The organism is Leclercia sp. M-A074-M (assembly GCF_965195605.1).
Classification (GTDB): Bacteria; Pseudomonadota; Gammaproteobacteria; order Enterobacterales; family Enterobacteriaceae; genus Enterobacter.
On the sequence record NZ_CBDAHM010000001.1, the window covers coordinates 668,145 to 692,237 of the forward strand.

22 protein-coding genes and 1 pseudogene are annotated in these 24,093 nt (G+C 54.2%); 20 read left to right on the forward strand and 3 right to left on the reverse strand.

From position 1 onward, the window contains the following. The first annotated feature begins 70 nt into the window (after positions 1–70). The 6 genes from gltJ to ACOKCT_RS03345 all read left to right on the forward strand — a co-directional run bounded on the left by gltJ (position 71) and on the right by ACOKCT_RS03345 (position 7,149). A complete protein-coding gene (gltJ, locus tag ACOKCT_RS03320) occupies positions 71–811 on the forward strand; it encodes a glutamate/aspartate ABC transporter permease GltJ (protein WP_103178679.1) in 741 nt (246 codons plus the stop codon). Beyond that, complete coding sequence (gene gltK / locus ACOKCT_RS03325; RefSeq protein ID WP_103178678.1) at positions 811–1,485, forward strand: glutamate/aspartate ABC transporter permease GltK; 675 nt, start codon at positions 811–813, stop codon at positions 1,483–1,485. The genes gltJ and gltK overlap by 1 nt, the downstream gene beginning before the upstream one ends. Further along, entirely contained in the window at positions 1,485–2,210 is a 726-nt protein-coding gene (locus ACOKCT_RS03330) for an amino acid ABC transporter ATP-binding protein (protein ID WP_103178677.1), read from the forward strand. The genes gltK and ACOKCT_RS03330 overlap by 1 nt, the downstream gene beginning before the upstream one ends. Before the next feature lie 122 nt (positions 2,211–2,332). Beyond that, complete coding sequence (rihA, locus tag ACOKCT_RS03335) at positions 2,333–3,271, forward strand: pyrimidine-specific ribonucleoside hydrolase RihA (RefSeq protein WP_420193148.1); 939 nt, start codon at positions 2,333–2,335, stop codon at positions 3,269–3,271. Positions 3,272–3,619: 348 nt separating this feature from the next. After that, positions 3,620–5,293, forward strand: coding sequence for a ShlB/FhaC/HecB family hemolysin secretion/activation protein (locus ACOKCT_RS03340; protein WP_420193149.1), 1,674 nt, complete (start codon positions 3,620–3,622; stop codon positions 5,291–5,293). 65 nt (positions 5,294–5,358) lie between these two features. Next, positions 5,359–7,149, forward strand: a complete 1,791-nt coding sequence (locus tag ACOKCT_RS03345) for a filamentous hemagglutinin N-terminal domain-containing protein (RefSeq protein WP_420193150.1) — start codon at positions 5,359–5,361, stop codon at positions 7,147–7,149. Between the two features lie 47 nt (positions 7,150–7,196). Here the strand turns inward: ACOKCT_RS03345 and ACOKCT_RS03350 are convergent, their stop codons facing one another. After that, entirely contained in the window at positions 7,197–7,679 is a 483-nt protein-coding gene (locus ACOKCT_RS03350; RefSeq protein WP_103181043.1) for a zinc ribbon-containing protein, read from the reverse strand. A gap of 215 nt (positions 7,680–7,894) precedes the next feature. Here ACOKCT_RS03350 and leuS point away from each other — a divergent pair, with 215 nt between their 5' ends. The 14 genes and pseudogenes from leuS (at position 7,895) to lipA (ending at position 22,881) form a co-directional block, all read left to right on the forward strand. Then, entirely contained in the window at positions 7,895–10,477 is a 2,583-nt protein-coding gene (leuS, locus tag ACOKCT_RS03355) for a leucine--tRNA ligase (protein ID WP_420193151.1), read from the forward strand. Between the two features lie 14 nt (positions 10,478–10,491). After that, positions 10,492–11,070: an LPS assembly lipoprotein LptE gene (gene lptE, locus ACOKCT_RS03360; protein ID WP_103178672.1), complete on the forward strand. Its 579-nt coding sequence runs from the start codon at positions 10,492–10,494 to the stop codon at positions 11,068–11,070. After that, a complete protein-coding gene (holA, locus tag ACOKCT_RS03365; RefSeq protein ID WP_420193152.1) occupies positions 11,070–12,101 on the forward strand; it encodes a DNA polymerase III subunit delta in 1,032 nt (343 codons plus the stop codon). Before lptE ends, holA begins: the two co-directional genes overlap by 1 nt. Positions 12,102–12,104: 3 nt before the next feature. Next, positions 12,105–12,758 carry a nicotinate-nucleotide adenylyltransferase gene (nadD, locus tag ACOKCT_RS03370; RefSeq protein WP_103178670.1) on the forward strand — a complete coding sequence of 218 codons (654 nt, stop codon included), beginning with the start codon at positions 12,105–12,107 and terminating at the stop codon, positions 12,756–12,758. 270 nt (positions 12,759–13,028) lie between these two features. Then, entirely contained in the window at positions 13,029–13,346 is a 318-nt protein-coding gene (rsfS, locus tag ACOKCT_RS03375; protein WP_103178668.1) for a ribosome silencing factor, read from the forward strand. Between the two features lie 3 nt (positions 13,347–13,349). Further along, positions 13,350–13,817 carry a 23S rRNA (pseudouridine(1915)-N(3))-methyltransferase RlmH gene (gene rlmH, locus ACOKCT_RS03380; protein WP_103178667.1) on the forward strand — a complete coding sequence of 156 codons (468 nt, stop codon included), beginning with the start codon at positions 13,350–13,352 and terminating at the stop codon, positions 13,815–13,817. Between the two features lie 30 nt (positions 13,818–13,847). Beyond that, the gene (gene mrdA, locus ACOKCT_RS03385) at positions 13,848–15,749 is read left to right on the forward strand and encodes a peptidoglycan DD-transpeptidase MrdA (protein WP_103178666.1); all 1,902 of its coding nucleotides are present in this window, start codon (positions 13,848–13,850) and stop codon (positions 15,747–15,749) included. 2 nt (positions 15,750–15,751) lie between these two features. Beyond that, positions 15,752–16,864: a peptidoglycan glycosyltransferase MrdB gene (mrdB, locus tag ACOKCT_RS03390; RefSeq protein WP_103178665.1), complete on the forward strand. Its 1,113-nt coding sequence runs from the start codon at positions 15,752–15,754 to the stop codon at positions 16,862–16,864. Positions 16,865–16,874: 10 nt separating this feature from the next. Next, complete coding sequence (rlpA, locus tag ACOKCT_RS03395; protein WP_420193153.1) at positions 16,875–17,996, forward strand: endolytic peptidoglycan transglycosylase RlpA; 1,122 nt, start codon at positions 16,875–16,877, stop codon at positions 17,994–17,996. A gap of 138 nt (positions 17,997–18,134) precedes the next feature. Then, positions 18,135–19,346 (forward strand): D-alanyl-D-alanine carboxypeptidase DacA, encoded by a 1,212-nt coding sequence (gene dacA, locus ACOKCT_RS03400; RefSeq protein ID WP_103178663.1) that lies wholly within the window; start codon positions 18,135–18,137, stop codon positions 19,344–19,346. A 107-nt stretch (positions 19,347–19,453) separates the two neighbouring features. Beyond that, positions 19,454–19,717, forward strand: a complete 264-nt coding sequence (gene ybeD / locus ACOKCT_RS03405; protein ID WP_003022706.1) for a DUF493 family protein YbeD — start codon at positions 19,454–19,456, stop codon at positions 19,715–19,717. Positions 19,718–19,809: 92 nt separating this feature from the next. After that, a complete protein-coding gene (gene lipB, locus ACOKCT_RS03410) occupies positions 19,810–20,451 on the forward strand; it encodes a lipoyl(octanoyl) transferase LipB (RefSeq protein ID WP_103178662.1) in 642 nt (213 codons plus the stop codon). A 304-nt stretch (positions 20,452–20,755) separates the two neighbouring features. Then, a pseudogene (locus ACOKCT_RS03415) lies at positions 20,756–21,709 on the forward strand (YbeF family transcriptional regulator). 206 nt (positions 21,710–21,915) lie between these two features. Continuing rightward, a complete protein-coding gene (gene lipA, locus ACOKCT_RS03420) occupies positions 21,916–22,881 on the forward strand; it encodes a lipoyl synthase (RefSeq protein WP_420193154.1) in 966 nt (321 codons plus the stop codon). An 85-nt stretch (positions 22,882–22,966) separates the two neighbouring features. Here the strand turns inward: lipA and tatE are convergent, their stop codons facing one another. After that, positions 22,967–23,170, reverse strand: coding sequence for a twin-arginine translocase subunit TatE (tatE, locus tag ACOKCT_RS03425; RefSeq protein ID WP_103178659.1), 204 nt, complete (start codon positions 23,168–23,170; stop codon positions 22,967–22,969). A 125-nt stretch (positions 23,171–23,295) separates the two neighbouring features. After that, positions 23,296–24,084, reverse strand: coding sequence for a deaminated glutathione amidase (locus ACOKCT_RS03430; RefSeq protein WP_420193155.1), 789 nt, complete (start codon positions 24,082–24,084; stop codon positions 23,296–23,298). Positions 24,085–24,093 lie beyond the last annotated feature (9 nt).

Here is a 24,093-nt window from a genome sequence, read left to right on the forward strand (position 1 = left end):
GCGCGAATATTAAAGCTTCTCACCAATCTTCGAGGGTAGCGCTGCTACCCTTTTTTTTCTGGAGTTTACTATGTCAATTGACTGGAACTGGGGCATTTTCCTGCAGCAAGCCCCGTTCGGCAACACCACCTATCTTGGCTGGCTGTGGAGCGGTTTTCAGGTCACGGTCGCGCTGTCGATCACCGCCTGGATTATTGCGTTTCTTGTCGGCTCGTTGTTCGGTATTTTGCGTACCGTGCCTAACCGTTTTCTCTCTTCCATTGGCACCTGCTACGTCGAACTGTTCCGTAACGTTCCGTTAATCGTGCAGTTCTTTACCTGGTATCTGGTCATCCCGGAACTGCTGCCGGAAGATATCGGCATGTGGTTCAAATCGGAACTGGATCCAAACGTGCAGTTCTTCGTCTCCTCGATGCTCTGTCTGGGCCTGTTCACCGCCGCCCGCGTCTGCGAGCAGGTGCGTGCGGCGATCCAGTCTCTGCCACGTGGACAAAAAAATGCGGCGCTGGCGATGGGTCTTACCCTGCCGCAGGCTTACCGCTACGTCCTGCTGCCAAATGCCTACCGCGTGATTGTGCCGCCGATGACGTCGGAGATGATGAACCTGGTGAAAAACTCGGCCATCGCCTCGACCATCGGTCTGGTGGATATGGCCGCGCAGGCGGGCAAACTGCTGGATTATTCCGCCCATGCGTGGGAATCCTTCACCGCCATTACCCTGGCCTATGTATTGATTAATGCTGTCATTATGCTGGTGATGAACCTGGTTGAACGTAAAGTTCGCCTGCCGGGCAACCTGGGGGGCAAATAATGTACGAATTTGACTGGAGCTCTATTGTTCCCTCCATGCCCTACCTGATCGATGGCCTGATCATCACGCTGAAGATCACCCTGACGGCGGTGATTGTCGGGATTGTCTGGGGTACCCTGCTGGCGGTAATGCGTCTGTCGAGCTTTAAGCCTGTGGCCTGGTTTGCGACCGCTTACGTGAACGTTTTCCGTTCTATCCCGCTGGTGATGGTGCTGCTGTGGTTCTATCTGATCGTTCCTGGGTTCCTGCAGAACGTTTTAGGCCTGTCGCCGAAATCCGATATCCGTTTAATCTCGGCAATGGTGGCCTTCTCCATGTTTGAGGCGGCTTACTATTCAGAAATTATTCGTGCCGGGATCCAGAGTATCTCCCGCGGGCAGTCCAGCGCTGCGCTGGCGTTAGGCATGACCCACTGGCAGTCGATGAAGCTCATCATTCTGCCGCAGGCGTTCCGCGCCATGGTTCCGCTGCTGCTCACCCAGGGTATCGTGCTGTTCCAGGATACCTCGCTGGTTTATGTATTGAGCCTGGCAGACTTCTTCCGTACCGCCTCTACCATCGGCGAGCGCGATGGTACCCAGGTTGAGATGATCCTGTTCGCAGGTGCGGTCTATTTTGCAATTAGTTTAAGCGCGTCGCTGTTGGTCAGCTGGCTGAAGAAAAGGACAGTGTAATGATTTCCCTGAAAAATGTTTCTAAATGGTATGGGCACTTTCAGGTGCTGACCGACTGCTCCACGGAAGTGAAAAAGGGCGAAGTGGTAGTGGTGTGCGGGCCATCCGGCTCGGGTAAATCCACGCTGATTAAAACCGTGAACGGTCTTGAGCCGGTGCAGCAGGGTGAGATCATCGTCAACGGCACCAGGGTGAATGACAAGAAGACCAATCTGGCGAAGCTGCGTTCCAACGTCGGGATGGTGTTCCAGCACTTTGAACTCTTCCCGCATCTGTCGATCATTGAGAACCTGACCCTGGCGCAGGTCAAAGTCCTCAAGCGCGATAAGGCGGCCGCACGTGAGAAAGGGCTGAAACTGCTGGAGCGCGTGGGCCTCTCCGCCCATGCCGATAAATTCCCGGCGCAGCTGTCCGGCGGCCAGCAGCAGCGCGTGGCGATTGCCCGTGCGCTCTGTATGGATCCCGTCGCGATGCTCTTTGATGAGCCGACCTCCGCCCTTGATCCGGAGATGATCAATGAAGTGCTGGATGTTATGGTGCAACTGGCGCAGGAAGGAATGACCATGATGGTGGTCACGCACGAAATGGGCTTTGCGCGTAAAGTCGCAAACCGCGTGATCTTTATGGATGAGGGGAAAATCGTCGAGGACTCCGCGAAAGAGGAGTTCTTTAATAACCCGCAGTCTGAACGCGCTAAAGACTTCCTCGCCAAGATCCTGCATTAATCTCCCCGGTGCGCAATCGCTCAGATTGCGCACCGCTTCACGCTTTTTATCTCTTTATCTCGTCTGCCTCTGCCTTCAGCGTTAGCCTTGTCGCCAAACAACACTGAGAAATGGAGATTTCTATGGCACTGCCCATTATCCTCGATTGCGATCCGGGTCATGATGACGCGATAGCACTCGTCCTTGCCCTCGCCTCACCCGAGCTTGAGCTCAAGGCTGTAACCTCTTCTGCCGGTAACCAGACCCCTGACAAAACCCTGCGCAATGTGCTGCGCATGCTGACCCTGCTGAAACGCGGCGATATTCCGGTGGCAGGCGGCGCGATTAAGCCCCTGATGCGCGATCTGATCATTGCCGACAATGTACACGGGGAAAGTGGGCTTGACGGCCCTGCCCTGCCCGAGCCAGATTTTGCGCCGCAGGATTGTACGGCAGTGGAGCTGATGGCAAACGTACTGCGCGAAAGCACAGAACCGGTGACGCTGGTCTCTACCGGTCCGCAAACCAACGTCGCCCTGCTGCTGAATGGCCACCCTGAACTGCATGCGAAAATCGCCCGGATTGTGATCTTGGGTGGTGCGATGGGGCTGGGTAACTGGACGCCTGCGGCGGAATTCAACATCTTTGTTGACCCCGAGGCGGCCGAGATCGTCTTTCAGTCCGGCATTCCGGTGGTCATGGCCGGGCTGGATGTGACGCATCAGGCGCAAATTATGGCGGAGGATATCGAACGTTTTCGCCGGATCGGCAACCCGGTGGCAACCACCGTGGCGGAGCTGCTCGACTTCTTTATGGAGTACCATAAAACCGAGAAATGGGGTTTCCAGGGGGCACCGCTGCACGATCCCTGCACTATCGCCTGGCTGTTAAAACCAGAGATCTTCAATACCGCTAAACGCTGGGTTGGGGTTGAAACGCAGGGCAAATATACCCAGGGAATGACCGTGGTCGATTACTACTTCCTCAGCGGCAATACGCCTAATACCGACATTATGCTGGATATCGATCGCCAGGCGTTTGTTGATTTACTGGCAGAGAAACTGACATTTTATTCACGTTAATTGACCGGCGCCCGACCCCGGGCGGGCGCTTTTTCCATTTATCCTGCAAATAATTCTCCGTAAAATATATAAAAGCAAAGCTGAAAATAATGAATTCATGCTTTCTTGAGATAGTTGAGAGTGGTGGAAAAGACAAATTCTGGATATTATCCAGCCCTTTTCAGAAAAAACCAGCCCTGCTCATTTAAAATAAATAAAAAGGATTAGCTTTGCTAAAAATATACATAATTTGCATTCGCGGCATTCGGCACTGAAACTATGCATGCCGCAGATAAATCCTGAGAATGATTCTCACATTTATGGACTGGCGCCCCAACAGATTAAATGAAACAAAATGGATGTTGCTTCATGCTAATTAATAAAAACAGGCTGCTTTCCAGCCTGTTAATTTTACTCGCAGTCTGCCCGCTCGCTGAAGCCAGTGTTTCAAGCGGCACCGCTAACCAAATTGAGCAGGATAAAGCCCGTTATTCCGCGCTGACGCCGCAGGAACAGGAACATTCCTCCACGCGTGAAAATAGTCGCCCGGGGATTATCAATTTTCCAAACGAAGCAATCTGCAAAAATATAAGTAAAATCATTATTGAATCTGACGATGAAAAATTAACCAACAGGCTGCTGGGTAAAATCACCAGGCAGGGGGTGAATAAATGCCTCGGTATTAAAGGCATCCGCCTGCTCTCTAATACCATGCAGAACGAGTTGTTGGTAAAGGGATATATCACCTCGTTAATCAACGTACCGCAGCAATCCCTGGAAGGGGGTGTCCTGCACCTGATTCTGACCTACGGGACAATCGGGAAAATTGCTTTTCAGCCCGGGACAAAAGCGACGACGGCACTCTGGAACACTTTGCCTTTCTCTTCCGGCGATACCCTGCGCTTATCCGATCTGGAGCAAGGCATGGCCAACCTGCAACGTCTTCCAGGTTCCTCAGCCCATATGCAGCTTATTCCGGGGGAGCACCACGCGGAAACCGACATTTCTTTAACGCGTCAACTGGGAAAAAAGTGGCAGGCAGGTGCATGGCTGGACGACTCAGGCAGCCGCGCCAGCGGCCGCTATCTGGGCGGCGCGGCCCTCTATCTGTATGACATCACCCGTCTGAACGACATTTTCTATCTCTCGGCTGGCGGTGATGTTGAATTCAACCAGCGCAAAGATGGCAACCACAACGGCAGCCTTTACTATTCCGTCCCCTTTGGCTACTGGGCGTTAGCGCTCTACGGCGCATACAGCGAATATCGCCAGCTTTTCAAAGGATACTGGACTACAAGCGAGTACATCTCGAAAAATCGCTATTACAGCGCCACGCTCTCTCGTCTGCTTTCCCACACACGCCAGCAGAAAACGACGCTTGAGGGCCGGATATTTAAAAGCCGGTCGAGCTACTTTTTAGGCGGAACCGAAATCGAGGTCATGCGCAAACAGAATCCGGGATGGGAAATGACCCTGCGTCATCAGCGTTATTTCGACCGCAAAGTGGTCGATGCCAGCCTGGGCATTCAGCGCAGCCTGGCGTGGCTACGCTCCACGCCGACCCCGGAGGAGAAAGCTAACCTTTACAGCAAGTTCTCACGCGTACTCCATGCCGAGATCCAGGCATTACTGAAATTCGATCTGACAGGGGATAAATTTAGCTATTCCCCGCAGATTCGCGCGCAATTTTCACCGGATATCCTCTCTTCCGACAATCAGTTCAATATCGGCAACCGCTGGACGGTACGCGGTTTCGACGGTGAAAACACCCTTTCCGGCCATCAGGGATGGTACTGGCGTAACGATTTCATCTGGGATCTTCCCGACCCGAACCAGCAGCTTTACCTGGGTTTAGATATTGGCCGAATCATTGGCAGCCCGAATTATTATAATGGAAAAGTATTATCAGGCGCGGTAATAGGGCTTCGGGGTGAAAAATATCTGACGCAATACGATCTCTTCGTCGCGACCCCACTGGTCAAGCCGGATAATTTCCATAGCGACGCACTGAATTTAGGCATGTCATTAAAATGGAGGTTTTAATCGCCACATATACAGCAATCTCGCGTTAATTCTACAGAGTACTTCTATTTAAAGGAATAAATAATATGTTTAAAATGAAAATCATCTACGTAGCGCTTGCCGCCGCGCTGAGTTCATCCGTGGTCATGGCTGAGCCAAACACCTATAAATTGGGAAATGGGCCTAAAGTCATCGATATTGAAAAGCCCAACAAGGCGGGTGTGTCTCATAATATTTATAATGAATTTAACGTTGACAGCAAAGGCGTTATCTTCAATAACAACCTGGCAGATGCTACGCACAGCAAATATGGCGACATCGCAAAAAACAGTAACCTGGATGGCGCTGCGGCATCGGTGATCCTCAATGAAGTGGTCTCAAATAAAGCCAGTCTCCTTGCCGGTTTTATGGAAGTGTCGGGCCAAAAAGCCGATGTCATTGTCGCTAACCCGAACGGCATTACCTGTTCAGGCTGTAGCTTCATTAACACCAATAAAGCCATTCTGACCACCGGTAAAGTGAATCTGGCTGAAAACGGCGCCATTGGCAGCTATGACGTGACGAAAGGCAACGTCACTATCAACGGCAATGGCATGTACGCCGAAAACAGTTATGTCATGCTGCTGGCGGACGCCATTAAGCTCACCGGCACCCTGGACGCCAGCAACGCCTATCTGAGCGCGGGCAATTTCACCATGGATGGAAAAACCGATGTGGTAACCTCCCATCGGAAACAGGCCACCGAAGATCAGCTAAACAATCCGGTCTACAGCATTGATATCGCTAACTTCGGCGGGGTCCGCGCCAACTCCATTACCATGATGGGTAATAACCTGGGTTTTGGCGTGCGTAACAAGGGCACTATCGTTGCGAATACCAGCCTGGCAATGGCCAGCAACGGCGCGCTGGTGAACGAAGGCACTATCAACAGCAATGGCTTTGCCACTCAGGTGGTTTCAGCTGGCGTTCTGCAGAACACGGGGAACATTAGCACCAAAAACAATACGCTGATTCGCGGTATGAATCATCTGCTTAACAGTGGCAATATCACCTCGACCAAACAGTTGATATTGTCCAACTATGGGAGCGTGGAGAATAAGGGTAACATTAAAGGCCAGGAAGGGCTGGAGTTGACGGCTTACGGCAACCTCATTACCCACTATGGTTCTACTCTCTCTTCCAACGGTAATACTAACATTAATGTGCTGAATAACGTTCTCAACGGCGGATCCATTAGCGGCCAAAACGTACGCGTGAATTTCTCAGGCAGCGCGATGCAGATTACCGGCAACCTGTACGGTTATGATAATGTGATCATCCAGTCCGTTAATCAGGCACAAGATGCCATCAGCAATGGCTCAATCATCAACGAAGGTCAGTTGCTTTCAAAGGGCGATCTCATTGTGCAGACCAATGGCATGTTCGGGCAGACGGCGACAGCCAACACTGAGGTATGGAATAAGTTCACGGCTAACGTTAACAACCTCACCAACCTTGGCGATATCACCGCCCCGTCAATTGAAATAAATAATCAGACCCTCAAGAACGCGGGCACCCTTTACGCCAACGACATCACGCTCAACTCGGGGCAGGAATTATGGAATGAGGGGTCCATTCACGCGTTAAAAAACATGACCTTAAACACGAAAAACGCCCGGTTTACCAACCGCGGCACGATTAGAGCCGACGATACGCTCAATATCACGGCAAATAAAGTTGAGAATGGCGGCTATCGCTGCGGATTATTTAATCTGAAAACCTGCGATAAAGGCACCCTGTCAGCCTCCAGACTGGTACTGACTTCATCGCATAACAGCGCCAGTGAGATGGGCGGCACGCAGCACTTTAACTCTGTCGAGATAAAGCGCGCGCAATAAGTGCCAAAACGCAACGATGCGCACCTCGCGCATCGTTGCGTTTATGCTCAGGGTTCAAATGGCCGACGCTGGAACTGATCGTGGCCGCATTTAGGACAGACCGGCAGCATCTCCGGTGTATAAATCGCCATGTGGAAATGGCAGTTCTCGCACACCAGATTCCCCAGCCCGACAACCTCACCGCTGTGATACACCCCGTGGTGGTTCAGATCCTGAAAGACCTCACGCCACTCCAGCTGGGTTTTATCGGTAATGTCCGCCAGCTCCTGCCAGAGGCTCTCTTTGATCACCCGCATAAATACGCTGTCGGTGGCCTCCTCCTGGCTCTCGCCATAGCTACGGGCGAACTCTTCCAGATCGCGGCGAACCGCGCGGGTCACCTCTTCCACTTCGGTGCGCGTTAACTCACCCGTCTGCATCACCTTAACGCGTGCATGCTCGACGAGCGCATCAATATCACGCTCACCATTCCGCAGACGTTCTGTCAATGTGGCGACCAGTTCACGGTAAAATTGAGCAACCTTGTTCATCATTTTGCCTCCCGGGTAAGTAAACCTCTCTAATGATAGACCTTATTTGCGCCCCGCTTTGTCAGGTCATCCACACTCTACGTAAATTCCTGCAAGGCGCTTTTAGTGGTAAAGGCTGTTTTGACGCGGGCGTTTGGGCTATGCTATGCGGATCTGAATTACCACATCCATTGGCTACGTTTGTAGCTGTATTGAACACAGGACCACTGGCTGCCATGCAAGAGCAATACCGCCCGGAAGAGATAGAATCGAAAGTCCAGCAACACTGGGACGAGAAGCGCACTTTTGAAGTCACCGAAGACGAGAGCAAAGAGAAGTATTACTGCCTGTCGATGCTTCCCTATCCTTCTGGCCGACTACACATGGGCCACGTGCGTAACTACACCATTGGTGATGTGATCGCCCGCTATCAGCGTATGCTGGGTAAAAACGTGCTGCAGCCTATCGGCTGGGATGCGTTTGGTCTGCCTGCTGAAGGGGCTGCGGTAAAAAACAACACCGCGCCGGCGCCATGGACCTACGACAACATCGCCTACATGAAAAACCAGCTCAAGATGCTGGGCTTTGGCTATGACTGGAGCCGCGAGCTGGCGACCTGCACCCCGGAGTATTACCGCTGGGAGCAGAAGTTCTTCACCGAGCTCTACAAAAAAGGGCTGGTCTACAAAAAAACGTCCGCCGTTAACTGGTGCCCGAACGATCAGACCGTTCTGGCGAACGAACAGGTTATCGACGGCTGCTGCTGGCGCTGCGACACCAAAGTTGAGCGCAAAGAGATCCCGCAGTGGTTTATCAAAATCACCGCTTACGCCGACGAACTGCTGAACGATCTGGATAATCTGGACCACTGGCCAGATACCGTGAAGACCATGCAGCGTAACTGGATCGGGCGTTCTGAAGGGGTGGAAATCACCTTTAACGTTGAAAACTACGATCGGAAACTGACCGTTTACACCACCCGTCCGGACACCTTCATGGGCGCGACCTACCTGGCCGTGGCCGCAGGTCACCCGCTGGCGCAGAAAGCGGCAGAGAACAATCCGGAACTGGCGACCTTCATCGACGAATGCCGCAACACTAAAGTGGCCGAAGCCGACATGGCGACGATGGAGAAAAAAGGCGTTGCCACCGGTTTCTACGCCAAACACCCGCTGACCGGCGAAGCAATCCCGGTCTGGGTCGCCAACTTCGTGCTGATGGAATACGGTACGGGCGCTGTCATGGCGGTTCCGGGTCACGATCAGCGCGACTATGAGTTTGCCACCAAATACAACCTGGCGATCAAGCCGGTTATCCTGGCAGCAGATGGCAGCGAGCCTGACCTGTCCGAACAGGCATTGACCGAAAAAGGCACCCTGTTCAACTCCGGTGAATTCAGCGGCCTGAGCTTCGAAGAGGGCTTCAACGCCATCGCCGACAAACTGGCGGAACTTGGCGTTGGCGAGCGTAAAGTAAACTACCGTCTGCGCGACTGGGGCGTTTCCCGTCAGCGTTACTGGGGTGCGCCAATCCCGATGGTGACGCTGGAAGACGGTACCGTTATGCCAACGCCAGAAGATCAACTCCCGGTGATCCTGCCGGAAGATGTGGTCATGGACGGCATCACCAGCCCAATCAAAGCCGACCCTGAGTGGGCGAAGACTACCGTAAACGGTATGCCTGCGCTGCGTGAAACCGACACCTTCGACACCTTCATGGAGTCCTCCTGGTACTATGCGCGTTATACCTGCCCGCAGCATCAGGAAGGCATGCTGGATTCCAAAGCCGCAAACTACTGGCTGCCGGTAGATATCTACATTGGCGGTATCGAACACGCCATCATGCACCTGCTCTACTTCCGCTTCTTCCACAAGCTGATGCGCGACGCGGGCCTGGTGAACTCTGACGAGCCAGCCAAACAGCTGCTGTGTCAGGGCATGGTGCTGGCCGACGCCTTCTACTACGTGGGCGCAAACGGCGAGCGTAACTGGGTCTCCCCGGTTGATGCCATCGTTGAGCGCGACGAAAAAGGCCGTATCGTGAAGGCGAAAGATGCCGCGGGCCACGAGCTGGTTTATACCGGCATGAGCAAAATGTCGAAGTCCAAAAACAACGGCATTGACCCGCAGGTGATGGTTGAGCGCTACGGTGCCGATACCGTGCGCCTGTTCATGATGTTCGCCTCGCCGGCGGATATGACTCTGGAATGGCAGGAGTCCGGCGTGGAAGGGGCTAACCGCTTCCTGAAACGTGTCTGGAAACTGGTTTACGAGCACACCGCTCAGGGTGACGCACCGGCACTGAATACCGCGGCGCTGACGGAAGATCAGCAGGCGCTGCGTCGCGATGTGCATAAAACGATTGCCAAAGTGACCGATGATATTGGTCGCCGTCAGACCTTCAATACCGCAATTGCGGCTATTATGGAATTGATGAACAAGCTGGCGAAAGCCCCGCAGGAGGGCGAGCAGGATCGCGCCATCATGCGTGAAGCGCTGCTGGCAGTGGTACGTATGTTGAACCCGTTCACCCCGCACGTCAGCTTCACCCTGTGGCAGGAGCTGAACGGCGAAGGCGATATCGACAATGCGCCGTGGCCGATGGCTGATGAATCCGCAATGGTGGAAAACACCACGCTGGTCGTCGTGCAGGTCAACGGTAAAGTTCGCGGTAAGATTACTGTTCCGGTTGATGCAACCGAAGAGCAGGTCCGCGAGCGTGCTGGCCAGGAAACTCTGGTGGCGAAGTATCTTGATGGCGTTACCGTACGTAAAGTGATCTACGTGCCTGGTAAACTGCTGAACCTGGTCGTTGGCTAAGCGCGGGAGGAAGCGTGCGACAACTGGCAACATTACTGTTATCGCTGGCGGTGCTGGTCACCGCCGGATGTGGCTGGCATCTGCGTAACACCACACAGGTGCCGGAGCAGATGAAAACGATGATTTTCGATTCGGGCGATCCAAATGGTCCGCTTAGCCGTGCCATTCGTAACCAGCTGCGTCTTAACGGCGTTGAACTGATCGAAAAAGGTACGCTGCGCCAGGACATCCCATCGTTCCGCATCCTGAACTCTACCCTGAGCCAGGATACCGCCTCCATCTTCCAGGATGGTCGTACTGCGGAATACCAGATGGTGATGGAAGTGCACGCTGCGGTACTGATCCCGGGTAGCGACATTTACCCTATCAGCACCAAGGTCTACCGTTCGTTCTTCGATAACCCGCAGACGGCACTGGCGAAAGACGCAGAGCAGACCATTATCATCAACGAAATGTACGACAAGGCGGCGGAACAGCTGATCCGTAAGCTGCCGAGCGTCCAGACTGCTGAAAAAGAGAATGACCTGAAAGCTCAGCCTGCTGCTCAGCCAACGGCATCCTCCTCGCGCGTCTCCACGACGCTGGGTCAGTAATGCTCAGGTTGTACCCTGAACAACTCCGCGCGCAGCTCAATGAAGGGCTGCGCGCGGCGTATCTGCTTCTCGGAAACGATCCGCTGCTGCTCCAGGAAAGCCAGGACGCCGTGCGTCAGTTTGCGGCCACTCAGGGCTTTGAGGAGCACCACAGTTTCACCCTGGATAACAGCACCGACTGGCAGGAGATTTTCTCCCTTTGCCAGGCCATGAGCCTGTTTGCTGCCCGGCAAACGCTGCTTATCCAGCTCCCGGAAAATGGCCCTAACGCGGCGATCAACGAACAGCTTGCCACGCTGGTTAGCCTGCTGCACAGCGATCTGCTGCTGATCGTTCGCGGTAATAAACTGACCAAAGCCCAGGAAAATGCCGCCTGGTTTCCGGCGCTGGCAAACCATTCGGTGCTGGTGACCTGCCAGACACCGGAGCAGGCGCATCTGCCAAAATGGGTGGCAGCCCGGGCAAAGCAGCGCAATCTGCAGCTGGATGACGCGGCCAATCAGCTCCTTTGTTACTGTTACGAAGGTAATCTGCTGGCGCTGGCCCAGGCTCTGGAGCGGCTGGCGCTGCTCTGGCCCGATGGCAAACTGACCTTACCGCGCGTTGAGCAGGCAGTTAACGACGCGGCGCACTTTACCCCTTTCCACTGGGTCGATGCCCTGCTGTCCGCTAAGAGCAAACGCGCTCTGCATATCCTGCAGCAGCTGCGTCTCGAAGGCAGCGAGCCGGTGATTCTGCTGCGAACCTTACAGCGGGAACTGCTGCTGCTGGTGACGCTTAAACGCCAGTCAGCGCATACGCCTTTGCGCGCGCTGTTTGATAAACACCGGGTCTGGCAGAACCGCCGCGTCATGACCACCGAAGCCCTGAACCGGCTGAGCCCGGAACAGCTGCGCCAGGCCGTTCAGCTTCTGACACGCACCGAACTGACTCTGAAGCAGGATTACGGTCAGTCGATCTGGTCTGAGCTGGAAAGCCTTTCTCTGCTGCTGTGCCACAAGGCGCTGGCAGACATTTTTATAGAAGGGTAAGAGATGCACTCTCTACAGGCACTCTATGGCGGCACCTTTGACCCGGTACATTACGGGCATCTGAAACCGGTCGAGATCCTGGCCAACCAGATTGGCCTGCAATGCGTCACTATTATGCCGAACAACGTGCCGCCGCATCGCCCGCAGCCCGAGGCTACCCCCGCCCAGCGCAAACAGATGCTGGAGCTGGCGATCGCCGATAAACCGCTGTTTGTTCTTGATGAGCGCGAGCTGCGCCGGAACAGCCCCTCCTATACGGCGCAGACGCTAGAGGAGTGGCGACGCGAACAGGGGCCGGAAAAACCGCTGGCCTTTATTATCGGCCAGGACTCGCTGCTCAATTTCCCGAGCTGGTATCAGTACGAAACAATCCTCGATAACAGCCATTTAATCGTCTGCCGTCGGCCAGGCTATCCCCTGGCGATGAAAGAGGAGCGGCATCAGCTGTGGCTGGAGCAGCACCTCACTTATCAATCTGAAGATCTGCACAACCAGCCTGCCGGCAAAATTTACCTCGCGGAGACGCCCTGGTTTGATATCTCAGCCACACTTATCCGCCAGCGCCTGCAGCAGGGGCTCCCCTGTGATGAGATGTTACCGATGCCGGTGTTGCGTTATATTCAACAGCAGGGGTTGTATCAGAAAAGCAGCAACTGACTGGCGCCCGGGAGAAAAAGCGCGCCATTCGCGCTCTCGCCATTGACACCCCCGACCAGGCTGATATCCTCCGCTGCCAGACTTCCCGCCAGCACTGTTTTACAAAAACTGTTTTACAAAAATGGCGATGCAATCTTCGGCTGAGGGTGGGATGATACCCGCCTTCTCATGCCCGTCCGGTGACATTTGTCCCGACACTGCAGCCAGTTCAGGTATACTGTCTGGCTACGAATTTATAGTTGTTCAATCTCACTCTCCCAGGGGGAAAACTTGCAGGGTAAAGCACTCCAGGATTTTGTTATCGACAAAATTGATGATCTGAAAGGTCAGGACATCATTGCCATCGACGTTCAGGGCAAATCAAGCATCACCGATTGCATGATTATCTGCACCGGCACTTCTACGCGCCATGTTGCCTCCATCGCCGATCATGTGGTTCAGGAGTCTCGCGCTGCCGGCATGATGCCGCTCGGCGTTGAAGGCGAAGCGACCGCTGACTGGGTCGTCGTTGACCTTGGCGATGTGATTGTCCACGTCATGCAGGAAGAGAGCCGTCGCCTGTATGAGCTGGAAAAACTCTGGGGTTAATGCGTGAAGCTGCAACTGGTAGCCGTCGGTACAAAAATGCCCGACTGGGTACAAACGGGGTTTACTGAATATCTGCGTCGTTTTCCAAAAGACATGCCGTTCGAGCTGGTGGAGATCCCCGCTGGCAAGCGCGGTAAAAACGCGGATATCAAACGTATTCTCGATAAAGAGGGTGAACTGATGCTGGCTGCTGCCGGTAAAAACCGCATCGTCACTCTCGATATTCCGGGCAAACCCTGGGATACGCCGCAACTGGCGGTTGAGCTGGAACGCTGGAAGCAGGACGGTCGCGACGTCAGCCTGTTAATTGGCGGACCGGAGGGGTTATCCCCCGCCTGCAAAGCGGCAGCAGAACAGAGTTGGTCTCTCTCCGCGCTGACGCTCCCCCACCCGCTGGTTCGGGTTCTGGTTGCTGAAAGCCTCTACCGCGCGTGGAGCATCACGACCAACCACCCTTATCACCGTGAGTAATGATTAAGTCCTGGATAAATTAAGCAGCGGATGAAACTACAGAATTCTTTTCGCGACTATACGGCTGAGTCCGCGCTGTTTGTGCGCCGGGCGCTGGTCGCCTTTTTGGGGATTTTGCTGCTGACTGGCGTGCTGATCGCCAACCTCTATAATCTGCAGATTGTCCGTTTTACCGATTACCAGACCCGCTCCAACGAAAACCGCATCAAACTTGTTCCCATCGCCCCCAGTCGCGGCATCATCTATGACCGCAACGGTACGCCGCTGGCGCTGAACCGCACCATCTACCAGATTGAAATGATGCCGGAGAAGGTCGATAACGTGCAGCAGACGCTTGATGCGCTGCGCAACGTGGTCGATCTTACTGATGACGATATCGCCGCCTTCAAAAAAGAGCGCTCACGCTCGCACCGCTTTACCTCGATCCCGGTAAAAACCAACCTCACCGAAGTGCAGGTTGCCCGCTTCGCCGTGAACCAGTACCGCTTCCCCGGCGTGGAAGTTAAAGGCTACAAACGTCGCTTCTATCCGTACGGCTCTGCGCTAACTCACGTTATCGGCTATGTCTCGAAAATCAACGATAAAGATGTCGACAGGCTGGATAAAGATGGCAAGCTCGCCAACTACGCGGCAACGCACGATATCGGCAAGCTGGGTATTGAGCGTTATTACGAAGACGTTCTCCACGGCCAGACCGGTTATGAAGAAGTTGAGGTTAACAACCGGGGAAGGGTGATCCGTCAGTTGAAAGAGGTGCCGCCGCAGGCCGGACATGACATCTATCTGACCCTGGATCTTAAGCTCCAGCAGTATATCGAAACCCTGCTGGCAGGCAGTCGTGCGGCGGTAATTGTCACCGATCCGCGCACCGGCAGCATTCTGTCGCTGGTTTCAACCCCGAGCTATGACCCGAACCTGTTTGTGGATGGCATCTCCAGCAAAGACTATTCTGGCCTGCTCAACGACCCGAATACGCCGCTGGTCAACCGCGCGACCCAGGGGGTCTATCCGCCTGCGTCAACGGTGAAACCGTACGTGGCGGTCTCGGCCCTGAGCGCCGGGGTCATCACCCGCAACACCGGTCTCTTCGACCCGGGCTGGTGGCAGCTGCCGGGCTCTGAAAAACGCTACCGCGACTGGAAAAAGTGGGGGCACGGTCATCTGAACGTCACCAAATCGCTGGAGGAGTCGGCAGACACCTTCTTCTACCAGGTGGCCTACGATATGGGCATCGACCGTCTCTCGGAATGGATGGGCAAATTTGGCTATGGCCATTACACCGGTATCGACCTGGCCGAAGAGCGTTCCGGTAACATGCCAACCCGAGAATGGAAGCTGAAACGCTTTAAAAAGCCGTGGTATCAGGGTGACACCATTCCGGTAGGCATCGGCCAGGGCTACTGGACCGCGACCCCGATCCAGATGAACAAAGCGCTGATGATCCTTATCAACGACGGGGTGGTGAAAGTGCCGCACCTGCTAATGAGCACCGTCGAAGATGGCAAAAAAGTGCCGTGGGCGCAGCCCCATGAACCGCCGGTGGGAGACATCCACTCCGGTTACTGGGAAATTGCCAAAGACGGGATGTACGGCGTTGCTAACCGCGCGAACGGTACGGCCCATAAGTACTTTGCCGGCGCACCGTACAAAATTGCTGCCAAATCCGGTACTGCGCAGGTCTTCGGCCTGAAGGCGAACGAAACCTATAACGCACACAAAATTGCTGAACGTCTGCGTGACCATAAGCTGATGATTGCGTTTGCCCCTTATGAGAACCCACAGGTTGCTGTGTCGATCATTCTGGAAAACGGCGGTGCCGGCCCGGCGGTCGGCACCATTATGCGCCAGATCCTTGACCACATTATGCTGGGTGACAACAACACTGACCTGCCGAGCGAGAGCCCGGCTGCCGCCGGCGCGGAGGACCAATAATCGTGACGGATAATCCGAATAAAAAATCGCTGTGGGACAAGATCCACATCGACCCGGCCATGCTGCTGATCCTGCTGGCGCTGCTGGTTTATAGCGCCCTGGTCATCTGGAGCGCCAGCGGCCAGGACCTCGGGATGACCGAACGCAAGATCGGCCAGATCACCATGGGTCTGATCATCATGGTGGTGATGGCGCAGATCCCGCCGCGCGTCTACGAAGGCTGGGCCCCCTATCTCTACATCTTCTGTATTATTCTGCTGGTGGCGGTCGATGCGTTCGGGGCGATTTCGAAAGGCGCGCAGCGCTGGCTCGACCTGGGTATCGTGCGTTTTCAGCCCTCAGAGATTGCGAAAATCGCCGTCCCCCTCATGGTGGCGCGCTTTATCAACCGTGATGTGTGTCCGCCGTCGCTGAAAAATACGGCTATCGCGCTGGTGCTGATCTTCCTGCCGACGCTGCTGGTGGCGGCGCAGCCAGACCTCGGCACCTCAATCCTGATCGCCCTCTCCGGCCTGTTTGTACTGTTCCTCTCTGGCCTGAGCTGGCGGCTTATCGGCATTGCGGTGGTGCTGGTCGCAGCCTTTGTACCGATTCTGTGGTTCTTCCTGATGCATGATTACCAGCGTCAGCGTGTGATGATGCTGCTGGATCCGGAGAGCGACCCGCTGGGAGCAGGCTATCATATTATACAGTCGAAGATTGCAATCGGCTCTGGCGGCCTGCGCGGTAAAGGCTGGCTGCACGGAACACAGTCGCAGCTTGAGTTTCTGCCTGAACGTCACACCGACTTTATCTTCGCGGTACTGGCCGAAGAGTTAGGTCTGGTGGGGATTTTGATTCTGCTGGCGCTCTACCTGCTGTTGATCATGCGTGGATTGTGGATAGCCGCCCGGGCGCAAACCACCTTTGGCCGCGTGATGGCCGGTGGCTTGATGTTGATTTTATTCGTTTATGTTTTCGTAAATATTGGTATGGTGAGCGGTATTCTGCCGGTGGTAGGCGTACCGCTTCCCCTGGTGAGTTACGGAGGCTCGGCCCTGATCGTTCTGATGGCCGGGTTCGGGATCGTCATGTCGATCCACACACACAGAAAAATGTTGTCAAAAAGCGTATAAGGGGCACGCAATGCGTAAGCAGTGGTCTGGGATCTGCATCGCAGTGAGTTTACTGGCAGCCTGTACAAGTGACGATGGTCAGCAGCAAGCGACCGTCGCACCGCCGCAGCCGGCAGTATGTAATGGTCCGGTGGTTGAGATCAGCGGAGCCGATCCGCGCTTTGAACCGCTCAGCGCTACCGCGAACCAGGATTACGAGCGAGACGGTAAGAGCTACAAAATCGTCCAGGATCTTTCCCGCTTCAGTCAGGCAGGCCTGGCGGCTATTTATGATGCCGAGCCGGGAAGCAACCTGACCGCATCCGGTGAAGTGTTTGATCCAATGCAGCTTACGGCTGCGCATCCGACCCTGCCGATCCCGAGCTATGCGCGTATCACCAACCTGGCGAATGGCCGGATGATCGTGGTGCGTATTAATGACCGGGGCCCTTACGGCAACGATCGCGTCATCTCGCTTTCGCGCGCCGCGGCAGACCGCCTGAACACGTCAAACAATACCAAAGTGCGGATCGACCCGATTATTGTCGCCCAGGACGGTTCGCTCTCCGGCCCGGGTATGGCCTGTACTACCGTGGCAAAACAGACTTATGCCCTGCCCGCGCGTCCCGATCTGAGCGGCGGTATGGGTAGCGCGTCGTCCGTTTCCGAACCTGCGGCGCAGAGTGACGTGCGCCCCATCAGTAACGACACGCTGAAAAGCGAAGACAGCATGGGCGCACCGGTCAGCAGCAGCGGCTTCCTCGGCGCACCCACCACGCTTGCGCCAGGTGTACTGGAAGGCAGCGAACCGCCAGCGCCGCAGCCGGTCGTCACCGCGCCGGTGAACCAGACGGCTCCGGTCACTGCACCAGTTTCCGCTCCGACTCAGGCGCCGGTTACGGCCCCCGTTTCCGCCCCTGCCCAGGCCGGTGGCTATGTCGTGCAGGTTGGCGCAGTCAGCGATCGGGCACGTGCGCAGCAGTATCAGCAGCGCCTCGGCCAGCAGTTTGGTGTTCCGGGTCGTGTTGAGCAAAATGGTGCAGTCTGGCGTATCCAGTTAGGCCCGTTTGCCAGCAAATCTGAGGCCGCCGCGTTGCAGCAGCGCCTGCAGAATGAAGCGCAGTTACAGTCATTTATCGCTGTTGCAAAATGATAATCGGCGGTATCCGAATTGTCAGTTTTTGTCATGATGATTCACATTCTCATGCTGAAAGTCGGATGCCTGCCTGTATAGCATTTGCTATAGTAAGGCACTTTTTTTAATTCCATCACGGATGTCGTTGTTCTGACCATGAAGACCACTTTCTCCGCTCGTTTTATGCAGCGCATGGCGCTCACTACGGCGCTTTGCGCTGCCACGCTCTCTGTTGCTCACGCCGATGACCTGAATATCAAGACCATGATCCCAGGCGTTCCGCAGATCGACGCGGAATCCTACATCCTGATCGACTACAACTCCGGCAAAGTGTTGGCTGAACAGAACGCTGATGCACGACGCGATCCGGCCAGTCTGACCAAAATGATGACCAGCTATGTCATCGGTCAGGCCATGAAAGCAGGTAAATTCAAAGAGACCGACCTGGTCACCATCGGTAACGATGCATGGGCTACCGGCAACCCGGTATTTAAGGGCTCATCTTTGATGTTCCTGAAACCGGGTATGCAGGTGCCTGTCTCTCAGCTGATCCGCGGCATCAACCTGCAGTCCGGTAACGATGCCTGCGTGGCGATGGCAGACTTTGCGGCTGGCAGCCAGGATGCCTTCGTCGGCCTGATGAACAGCTACGTGAGCGCGCTGGGTCTGAAAAACAGCCACTTCCAGACGGTTCACGGCCTGGATGCTGAAGGTCAGTACAGCTCTGCGCGCGATATGGCGCTGATTGGTCAGGCGCTGATCCGTGACGTACCGAACGAATACACCATCTACAAAGAGAAAGAGTTCACCTTTAACGGTATTCGTCAGACCAACCGTAACGGCCTGCTGTGGGACAACAGCCTGAACGTTGACGGCATCAAAACCGGCCACACTGAAAAAGCGGGTTACAACCTGGTCGCCTCGGCGACGGAAGGCCAGATGCGTCTTATTTCTGCCGTGATGGGTGGTCGTACCTTTAAAGGACGCGAGACTGAGAGCAAGAAGCTGCTGACCTGGGGCTTCCGCTTCTTCGAAACCGTTAACCCGCTGAAAGCAGGTAAAGAGTTTGCTTCTGAGCCGGTCTGGTTCGGTAATAACGATCGTGCCTCCCTGGGTGTAGATAAAGATCTCTACCTGACCATTCCTCGTGGACGCATGAAAGATCTGAAGGCCAGCTATGTGCTGAACGCCAGCGAGCTGCACGCCCCGCTGAAGAAAAACCAGGTTGTCGGCACCATCAACTTCCAGCTCGATGGTAAAACCATCGATCAGCGCCCACTGGTGGTGCTGGATGAAATCCCTGAAGGCAATTTCTTCGGCAAAATCATTGATTACATTAAATTGATGTTCCATCACTGGTTTGGTTAAGAATTGAACACTTGAAAGTGTGATTTCTGTCCCCATATACTATGTAACCTGATAACTCCCACCTGATGTGGGAGTTATTATTTTTTTGACGTACTGCCGGAGCTCCCATGAAAACCAAACTTAATGAACTGCTTGAATTCCCTACTCCTTTTACTTACAAAGTAATGGGACAGGCGTTGCCTGAGCTGGTTGATCAGGTGGTTGAGGTGGTACAGCGCCATGCGCCAGGAGACTACTCTCCGACGGTGAAACCAAGCAGCAAAGGTAACTACCACTCTGTGTCGATCACCATCACGGCCACGCATATTGAACAAGTCGAGACCCTGTACGAAGAGCTCGGCAATATCGATATCGTTCGTATGGTGCTTTAACGCCTTTCGGTTACCCGCATCGCCGGGTAACCTGCTTCCCCTCTGTGATATACTCCCCGCTACAGTTTGTTCCTTCGTTCGGAGAGATCGTTTTGTATCAGGACACCCTTCTCGTTCGCCAGCTTGGGCTGCAGCCCTATGAACCTGTCTCCCAGGCTATGCATGAATTTACTGACACACGCGACGAGAACACGCCGGATGAGATCTGGCTGGTAGAGCATCCCCCCGTCTTTACCCAGGGCCAGGCAGGCAAAGCTGAGCATCTGTTGATGCCTGGGGATATACCGGTTATCCAGAGCGATCGTGGCGGACAGATTACCTATCACGGGCCGGGCCAGCAGGTGATGTATGTTCTGCTTAACCTGAAACGCAGAAAGCTCGGCGTGCGCGAGCTGGTGACGCTGCTGGAACAGACAGTGGTTAACACGCTGGCTGAATTTGATATTGATGCGCACCCGCGGGCGGACGCTCCCGGCGTCTATGTCGGTGAAAGAAAGATATGCTCCCTTGGTCTGCGAATTCGTAAAGGGTGCTCTTTTCACGGTCTGGCATTAAACATCAATATGGATCTTTCGCCTTTTCAGCGCATTAACCCTTGCGGTTATGCCGGGATGGAGATGGCGCAAATGTGTGAGTGGGTCAAGGACATTACGCCCGAGGTGGCGCGCCCACATTTGGTTAACTCTATTTTAGCACTGCTAAATAATCCACCTCATAAATATATTGCTGCTTAATTCTCTTTCCCGACTGGCTCATTTATTTGATGAGCCAGTCTTATTTGAACCATTTATCCTTTACAACACCCCCTGATTTCTATATTTTCAAAACGCCTGCAACACGTCTGCACATTCGCGTTTCACCTGTTTTTCCGCGTCGGCATGGCCTGCCGACTGGCGCAGTCACGCCTGATCGAAAACAATGTAATTCAAAGAGTTAATGTAAAGAACCTCAATTAACAGAACCTGTTTACCCATCTCAATAAGCACATTATTTAAATTCAACTATTATTTATATCGTGAATATATATGGAGGGATAGCGTGGATAATAATAAACTTCCAGAAAAGCGCTTGAGTGAAATCGGCAGTGATGCAAAACCGCAAATTTTTCGGACTTTACGTAATATCGATCTCAACTTATTGACGATTTTTGAGGCGGTATATGTTCATAAAGGGATCGTTAATGCTGCGAAAATTCTGAATCTCACTCCCTCGGCAATTAGTCAGTCCATTTAAAAATTACGGACAATTTTTCCCGATCCGCTGTTTATTCGTAAAGGCCAGGGGGTGACCCCCACCGCCTACGCCACACATCTGCACGAATATATCAGCCAGGGGCTGGAATCGATTCTCGGGGCGCTGGATCTTACCGGCAGCTACGATAAGCAGCGCACTATCACCATTGGCACGACCCCGACCGTAGGCGCTCTGGTTCTGCCGCCAATCTACCAGGCCGTGAAGATCCATGCGCCACACCTGATGCTGCGTAATATTTCGATCGTTGACGCCGAGACGCAGTTAGGGCAGTTCCAGTCCGATCTGATTGTGGACAGCAATTCCCTGAATGCCCGCGCCCTGAGCCACCACGTACTTTTCGCCGACAGACTGCTGCTAATCTGCCGTAAAGACCATCCGGCGCTGAGCCAGGCCGCAACGGTAGACAATTTGCAGCACTATGAGCAAACGCTGCTCACGCTGGAAGGCCAAAACCTGAATGGGCTGCGACAACGCATTAACGACATATTCCCGGAAAAGCAGGTCAACTTCAGCAGTTACAATCTTTTTACGATTGCCGCCCTGATCGGCAACAGCGATCTGATTGGTATCATCCCGGAGCGCCTGTTTAACCTGGTACGCCATTGCTGGCCGCTGGAGCAGATCCCCTTCGCCCCGCTCAATGCTGAATGCGTAGAAATCTCGCTGTATTACAACAAGCTGAGCCTGCGCGACCCGGTGCTGGAAAATCTCATCAACGTCATCCGCCAGGCCTTTTAAGCCTTATCCTCATCCATAAAAGCGGGTTATTCCGCATAAAAGGCTCAAAACAACAACTATTTTACAATTTGGCGACCGGGCAGGCTGCTTTATCGTCCGTATCAATGATATACTGCCTGTCGTTCGTTCAAAAATAGTTGATAAATACAACATTCCCTTGAATTGAAACGCTTTCCTTCGATATTCGCAACTGGAAGACGCACGCTATGAGTAAACCCATTGTGATGGAACGCGGTGTTAAATACCGCGATGCCGATAAAATGGCCCTAATCCCGGTTAAAAACGTGGCTACGGAGCGCGAAGCGCTGTTAAGAAAACCGGCATGGATGAAAATTAAACTTCCGGCGGACTCTTCGCGTATTCAGGGAATTAAAGCGGCGATGCGCAAAAACGGCCTTCACTCCGTTTGTGAAGAAGCCTCCTGCCCGAACCTCGCTGAATGTTTCAACCACGGCACCGCGACCTTCATGATCCTCGGCGCAATCTGTACCCGCCGTTGCCCATTCTGTGACGTTGCCCACGGACGTCCTGTCGCCCCGGACGTCAATGAACCCCAGAAACTGGCGCAGACCATTGCTGATATGGCGTTGCGCTATGTGGTTATCACCTCTGTCGACCGTGACGATCTGCGCGACGGCGGCGCTCAGCACTTTGCTGACTGCATTACTGCCATCCGTGAGAAAAGCCCGTCCATTAAGATTGAGACGCTGGTTCCGGACTTCCGTGGCCGTATGGATCGCGCGCTGGAGATTCTTAATGCCAACCCGCCAGATGTCTTTAACCACAACCTGGAAAACGTACCGCGCCTCTATCGTCAGGTGCGCCCGGGTGCAGATTACAACTGGTCACTGAAGCTGCTGGAGCGCTTTAAAGAAGCCCATCCGGATATCCCGACGAAATCGGGTCTGATGGTCGGGCTGGGTGAAACCAACGAAGAGATCGTTGAGGTGATGCGCGATCTGCGTCGTCATGGCGTCACCATGCTGACGCTGGGCCAGTATTTGCAGCCAAGCCGTCACCACCTGCCAGTGCAGCGCTACGTGAGCCCGGAAGAGTTTGACGAGATGAAAGCCGAAGCGATGGCAATGGGCTTCACCCACGCAGCCTGTGGTCCGTTTGTGCGTTCGTCTTATCACGCCGATATGCAGGCGAAAGGCGAAGAGGTGAAGTAAACCCGTCACAAAAGTTTACAGTTCACCCATAAAAAAACCGGCTTACAGGCCGGTTTTTTTTATCAAACGCTTTAACGCGTTGCCGTTACTCTTTGTGAGAGAGCTTCTCGGCAGTGATATCCGCGTCGGCACTTCTTTTCGCCGTTGCGTCATCCTCGTTCATCGCCTTTTTAAAGCCTTTGATGGCAGCACCCAGGTCTCCGCCCAGCGTACGTAATTTTTTGGTACCAAACAGCAGGACAACCAGTGCGGCTACCACCAGCAGTTTGGTAATACTAATCTCACCCATAGATACCTTCTTGACGTAAACAGGCTGCATTTCGCGCCTTAAAAACCCGACCTTATTAACGGTCATTTGGCGCCCGCACACAATAGCAATCTGTAACAAGGTGAATCAAGCGTTGTTTAAAAAACTCACAATAATTGCGGTGGCGCGAAACGTCGGTTGCGCAGGACCGGCAACTGCTGGCGCACCTTGATGATGCGCTCCCGGTCGATCTCAGCCAGCAACAGTGCCGGGCCTTCAGCTGCGGCTGCAATGGTCACGCCCAGGGGATCGATAATGCGGCTCTGACCGATATTCTTATTGCCGCACTCGCCTGCTGCGATCACATAGCAGGTTGTATCCAGCGCCCGGGCCGCCAGAAGCGTTGACCAGTGGTGCTCCTTGAGCGGCCCTCTGACCCATGCCGCAGGTAAAACCAATACCTCAGCTCCCGCCAGCGCCAGATTCAATGCCATCTCCGGGAAGCGCAAATCGTAGCAGGTCATTAGCCCCAGATGGATGCCGTCGATCTCAATCAGCGGCGGCACAACCGAGCCCGCATCAACCAGACGGGACTCCTGAATACTGAACGCATCATAAAGATGGAGTTTGGCGTACTGCGCAACGATCCTGCCGTCGCGCAGGGCGACAAGGGTGTTAATGGCTCTGCCTGCGCTTGAAGGAACATGTACGGTCAGTACCGTAGTCAGGTGATTACGTGCGCTCTCCTCCAGCAACCGCGTCAGAAAGCCACCGTCGAGCTGCTGGGCAGACTTTACAGAGAGGTCGGGATCGTTATCATCACGTGCCAGCAGCGCTTCGGGCAGCACCAGCAGCGATGCCCCCTGCTCTGCCGCCTGCGCCATCAGCGACACGCAGGTTTCGGCATTTTTTTGCCACTCCGCCGTTACTGCAAATTGTCCAACCGCCACGTACATATTTTCCCC

Coding starts and splice junctions, on each gene's coding strand:
- dacA (WP_103178663.1), top strand. CDS start 18,135: ATGAAGACCACTTTCTCCGCTCGTTTTATGCAGCGCATGGCGCTCACT.
- nadD (WP_103178670.1), top strand. CDS start 12,105: ATGCACTCTCTACAGGCACTCTATGGCGGCACCTTTGACCCGGTACAT.
- rihA (WP_420193148.1), top strand. CDS start 2,333: ATGGCACTGCCCATTATCCTCGATTGCGATCCGGGTCATGATGACGCG.
- holA (WP_420193152.1), top strand. CDS start 11,070: ATGCTCAGGTTGTACCCTGAACAACTCCGCGCGCAGCTCAATGAAGGG.
- ACOKCT_RS03330 (WP_103178677.1), top strand. CDS start 1,485: ATGATTTCCCTGAAAAATGTTTCTAAATGGTATGGGCACTTTCAGGTG.
- ACOKCT_RS03430 (WP_420193155.1), bottom strand. CDS start 24,084: ATGTACGTGGCGGTTGGACAATTTGCAGTAACGGCGGAGTGGCAAAAA.
- ACOKCT_RS03340 (WP_420193149.1), top strand. CDS start 3,620: ATGCTAATTAATAAAAACAGGCTGCTTTCCAGCCTGTTAATTTTACTC.
- rlpA (WP_420193153.1), top strand. CDS start 16,875: ATGCGTAAGCAGTGGTCTGGGATCTGCATCGCAGTGAGTTTACTGGCA.
- gltK (WP_103178678.1), top strand. CDS start 811: ATGTACGAATTTGACTGGAGCTCTATTGTTCCCTCCATGCCCTACCTG.
- ACOKCT_RS03345 (WP_420193150.1), top strand. CDS start 5,359: ATGTTTAAAATGAAAATCATCTACGTAGCGCTTGCCGCCGCGCTGAGT.
- tatE (WP_103178659.1), bottom strand. CDS start 23,170: ATGGGTGAGATTAGTATTACCAAACTGCTGGTGGTAGCCGCACTGGTT.
- mrdA (WP_103178666.1), top strand. CDS start 13,848: ATGAAACTACAGAATTCTTTTCGCGACTATACGGCTGAGTCCGCGCTG.
- gltJ (WP_103178679.1), top strand. CDS start 71: ATGTCAATTGACTGGAACTGGGGCATTTTCCTGCAGCAAGCCCCGTTC.
- leuS (WP_420193151.1), top strand. CDS start 7,895: ATGCAAGAGCAATACCGCCCGGAAGAGATAGAATCGAAAGTCCAGCAA.
- ybeD (WP_003022706.1), top strand. CDS start 19,454: ATGAAAACCAAACTTAATGAACTGCTTGAATTCCCTACTCCTTTTACT.
- lipA (WP_420193154.1), top strand. CDS start 21,916: ATGAGTAAACCCATTGTGATGGAACGCGGTGTTAAATACCGCGATGCC.
- ACOKCT_RS03350 (WP_103181043.1), bottom strand. CDS start 7,679: ATGAACAAGGTTGCTCAATTTTACCGTGAACTGGTCGCCACATTGACA.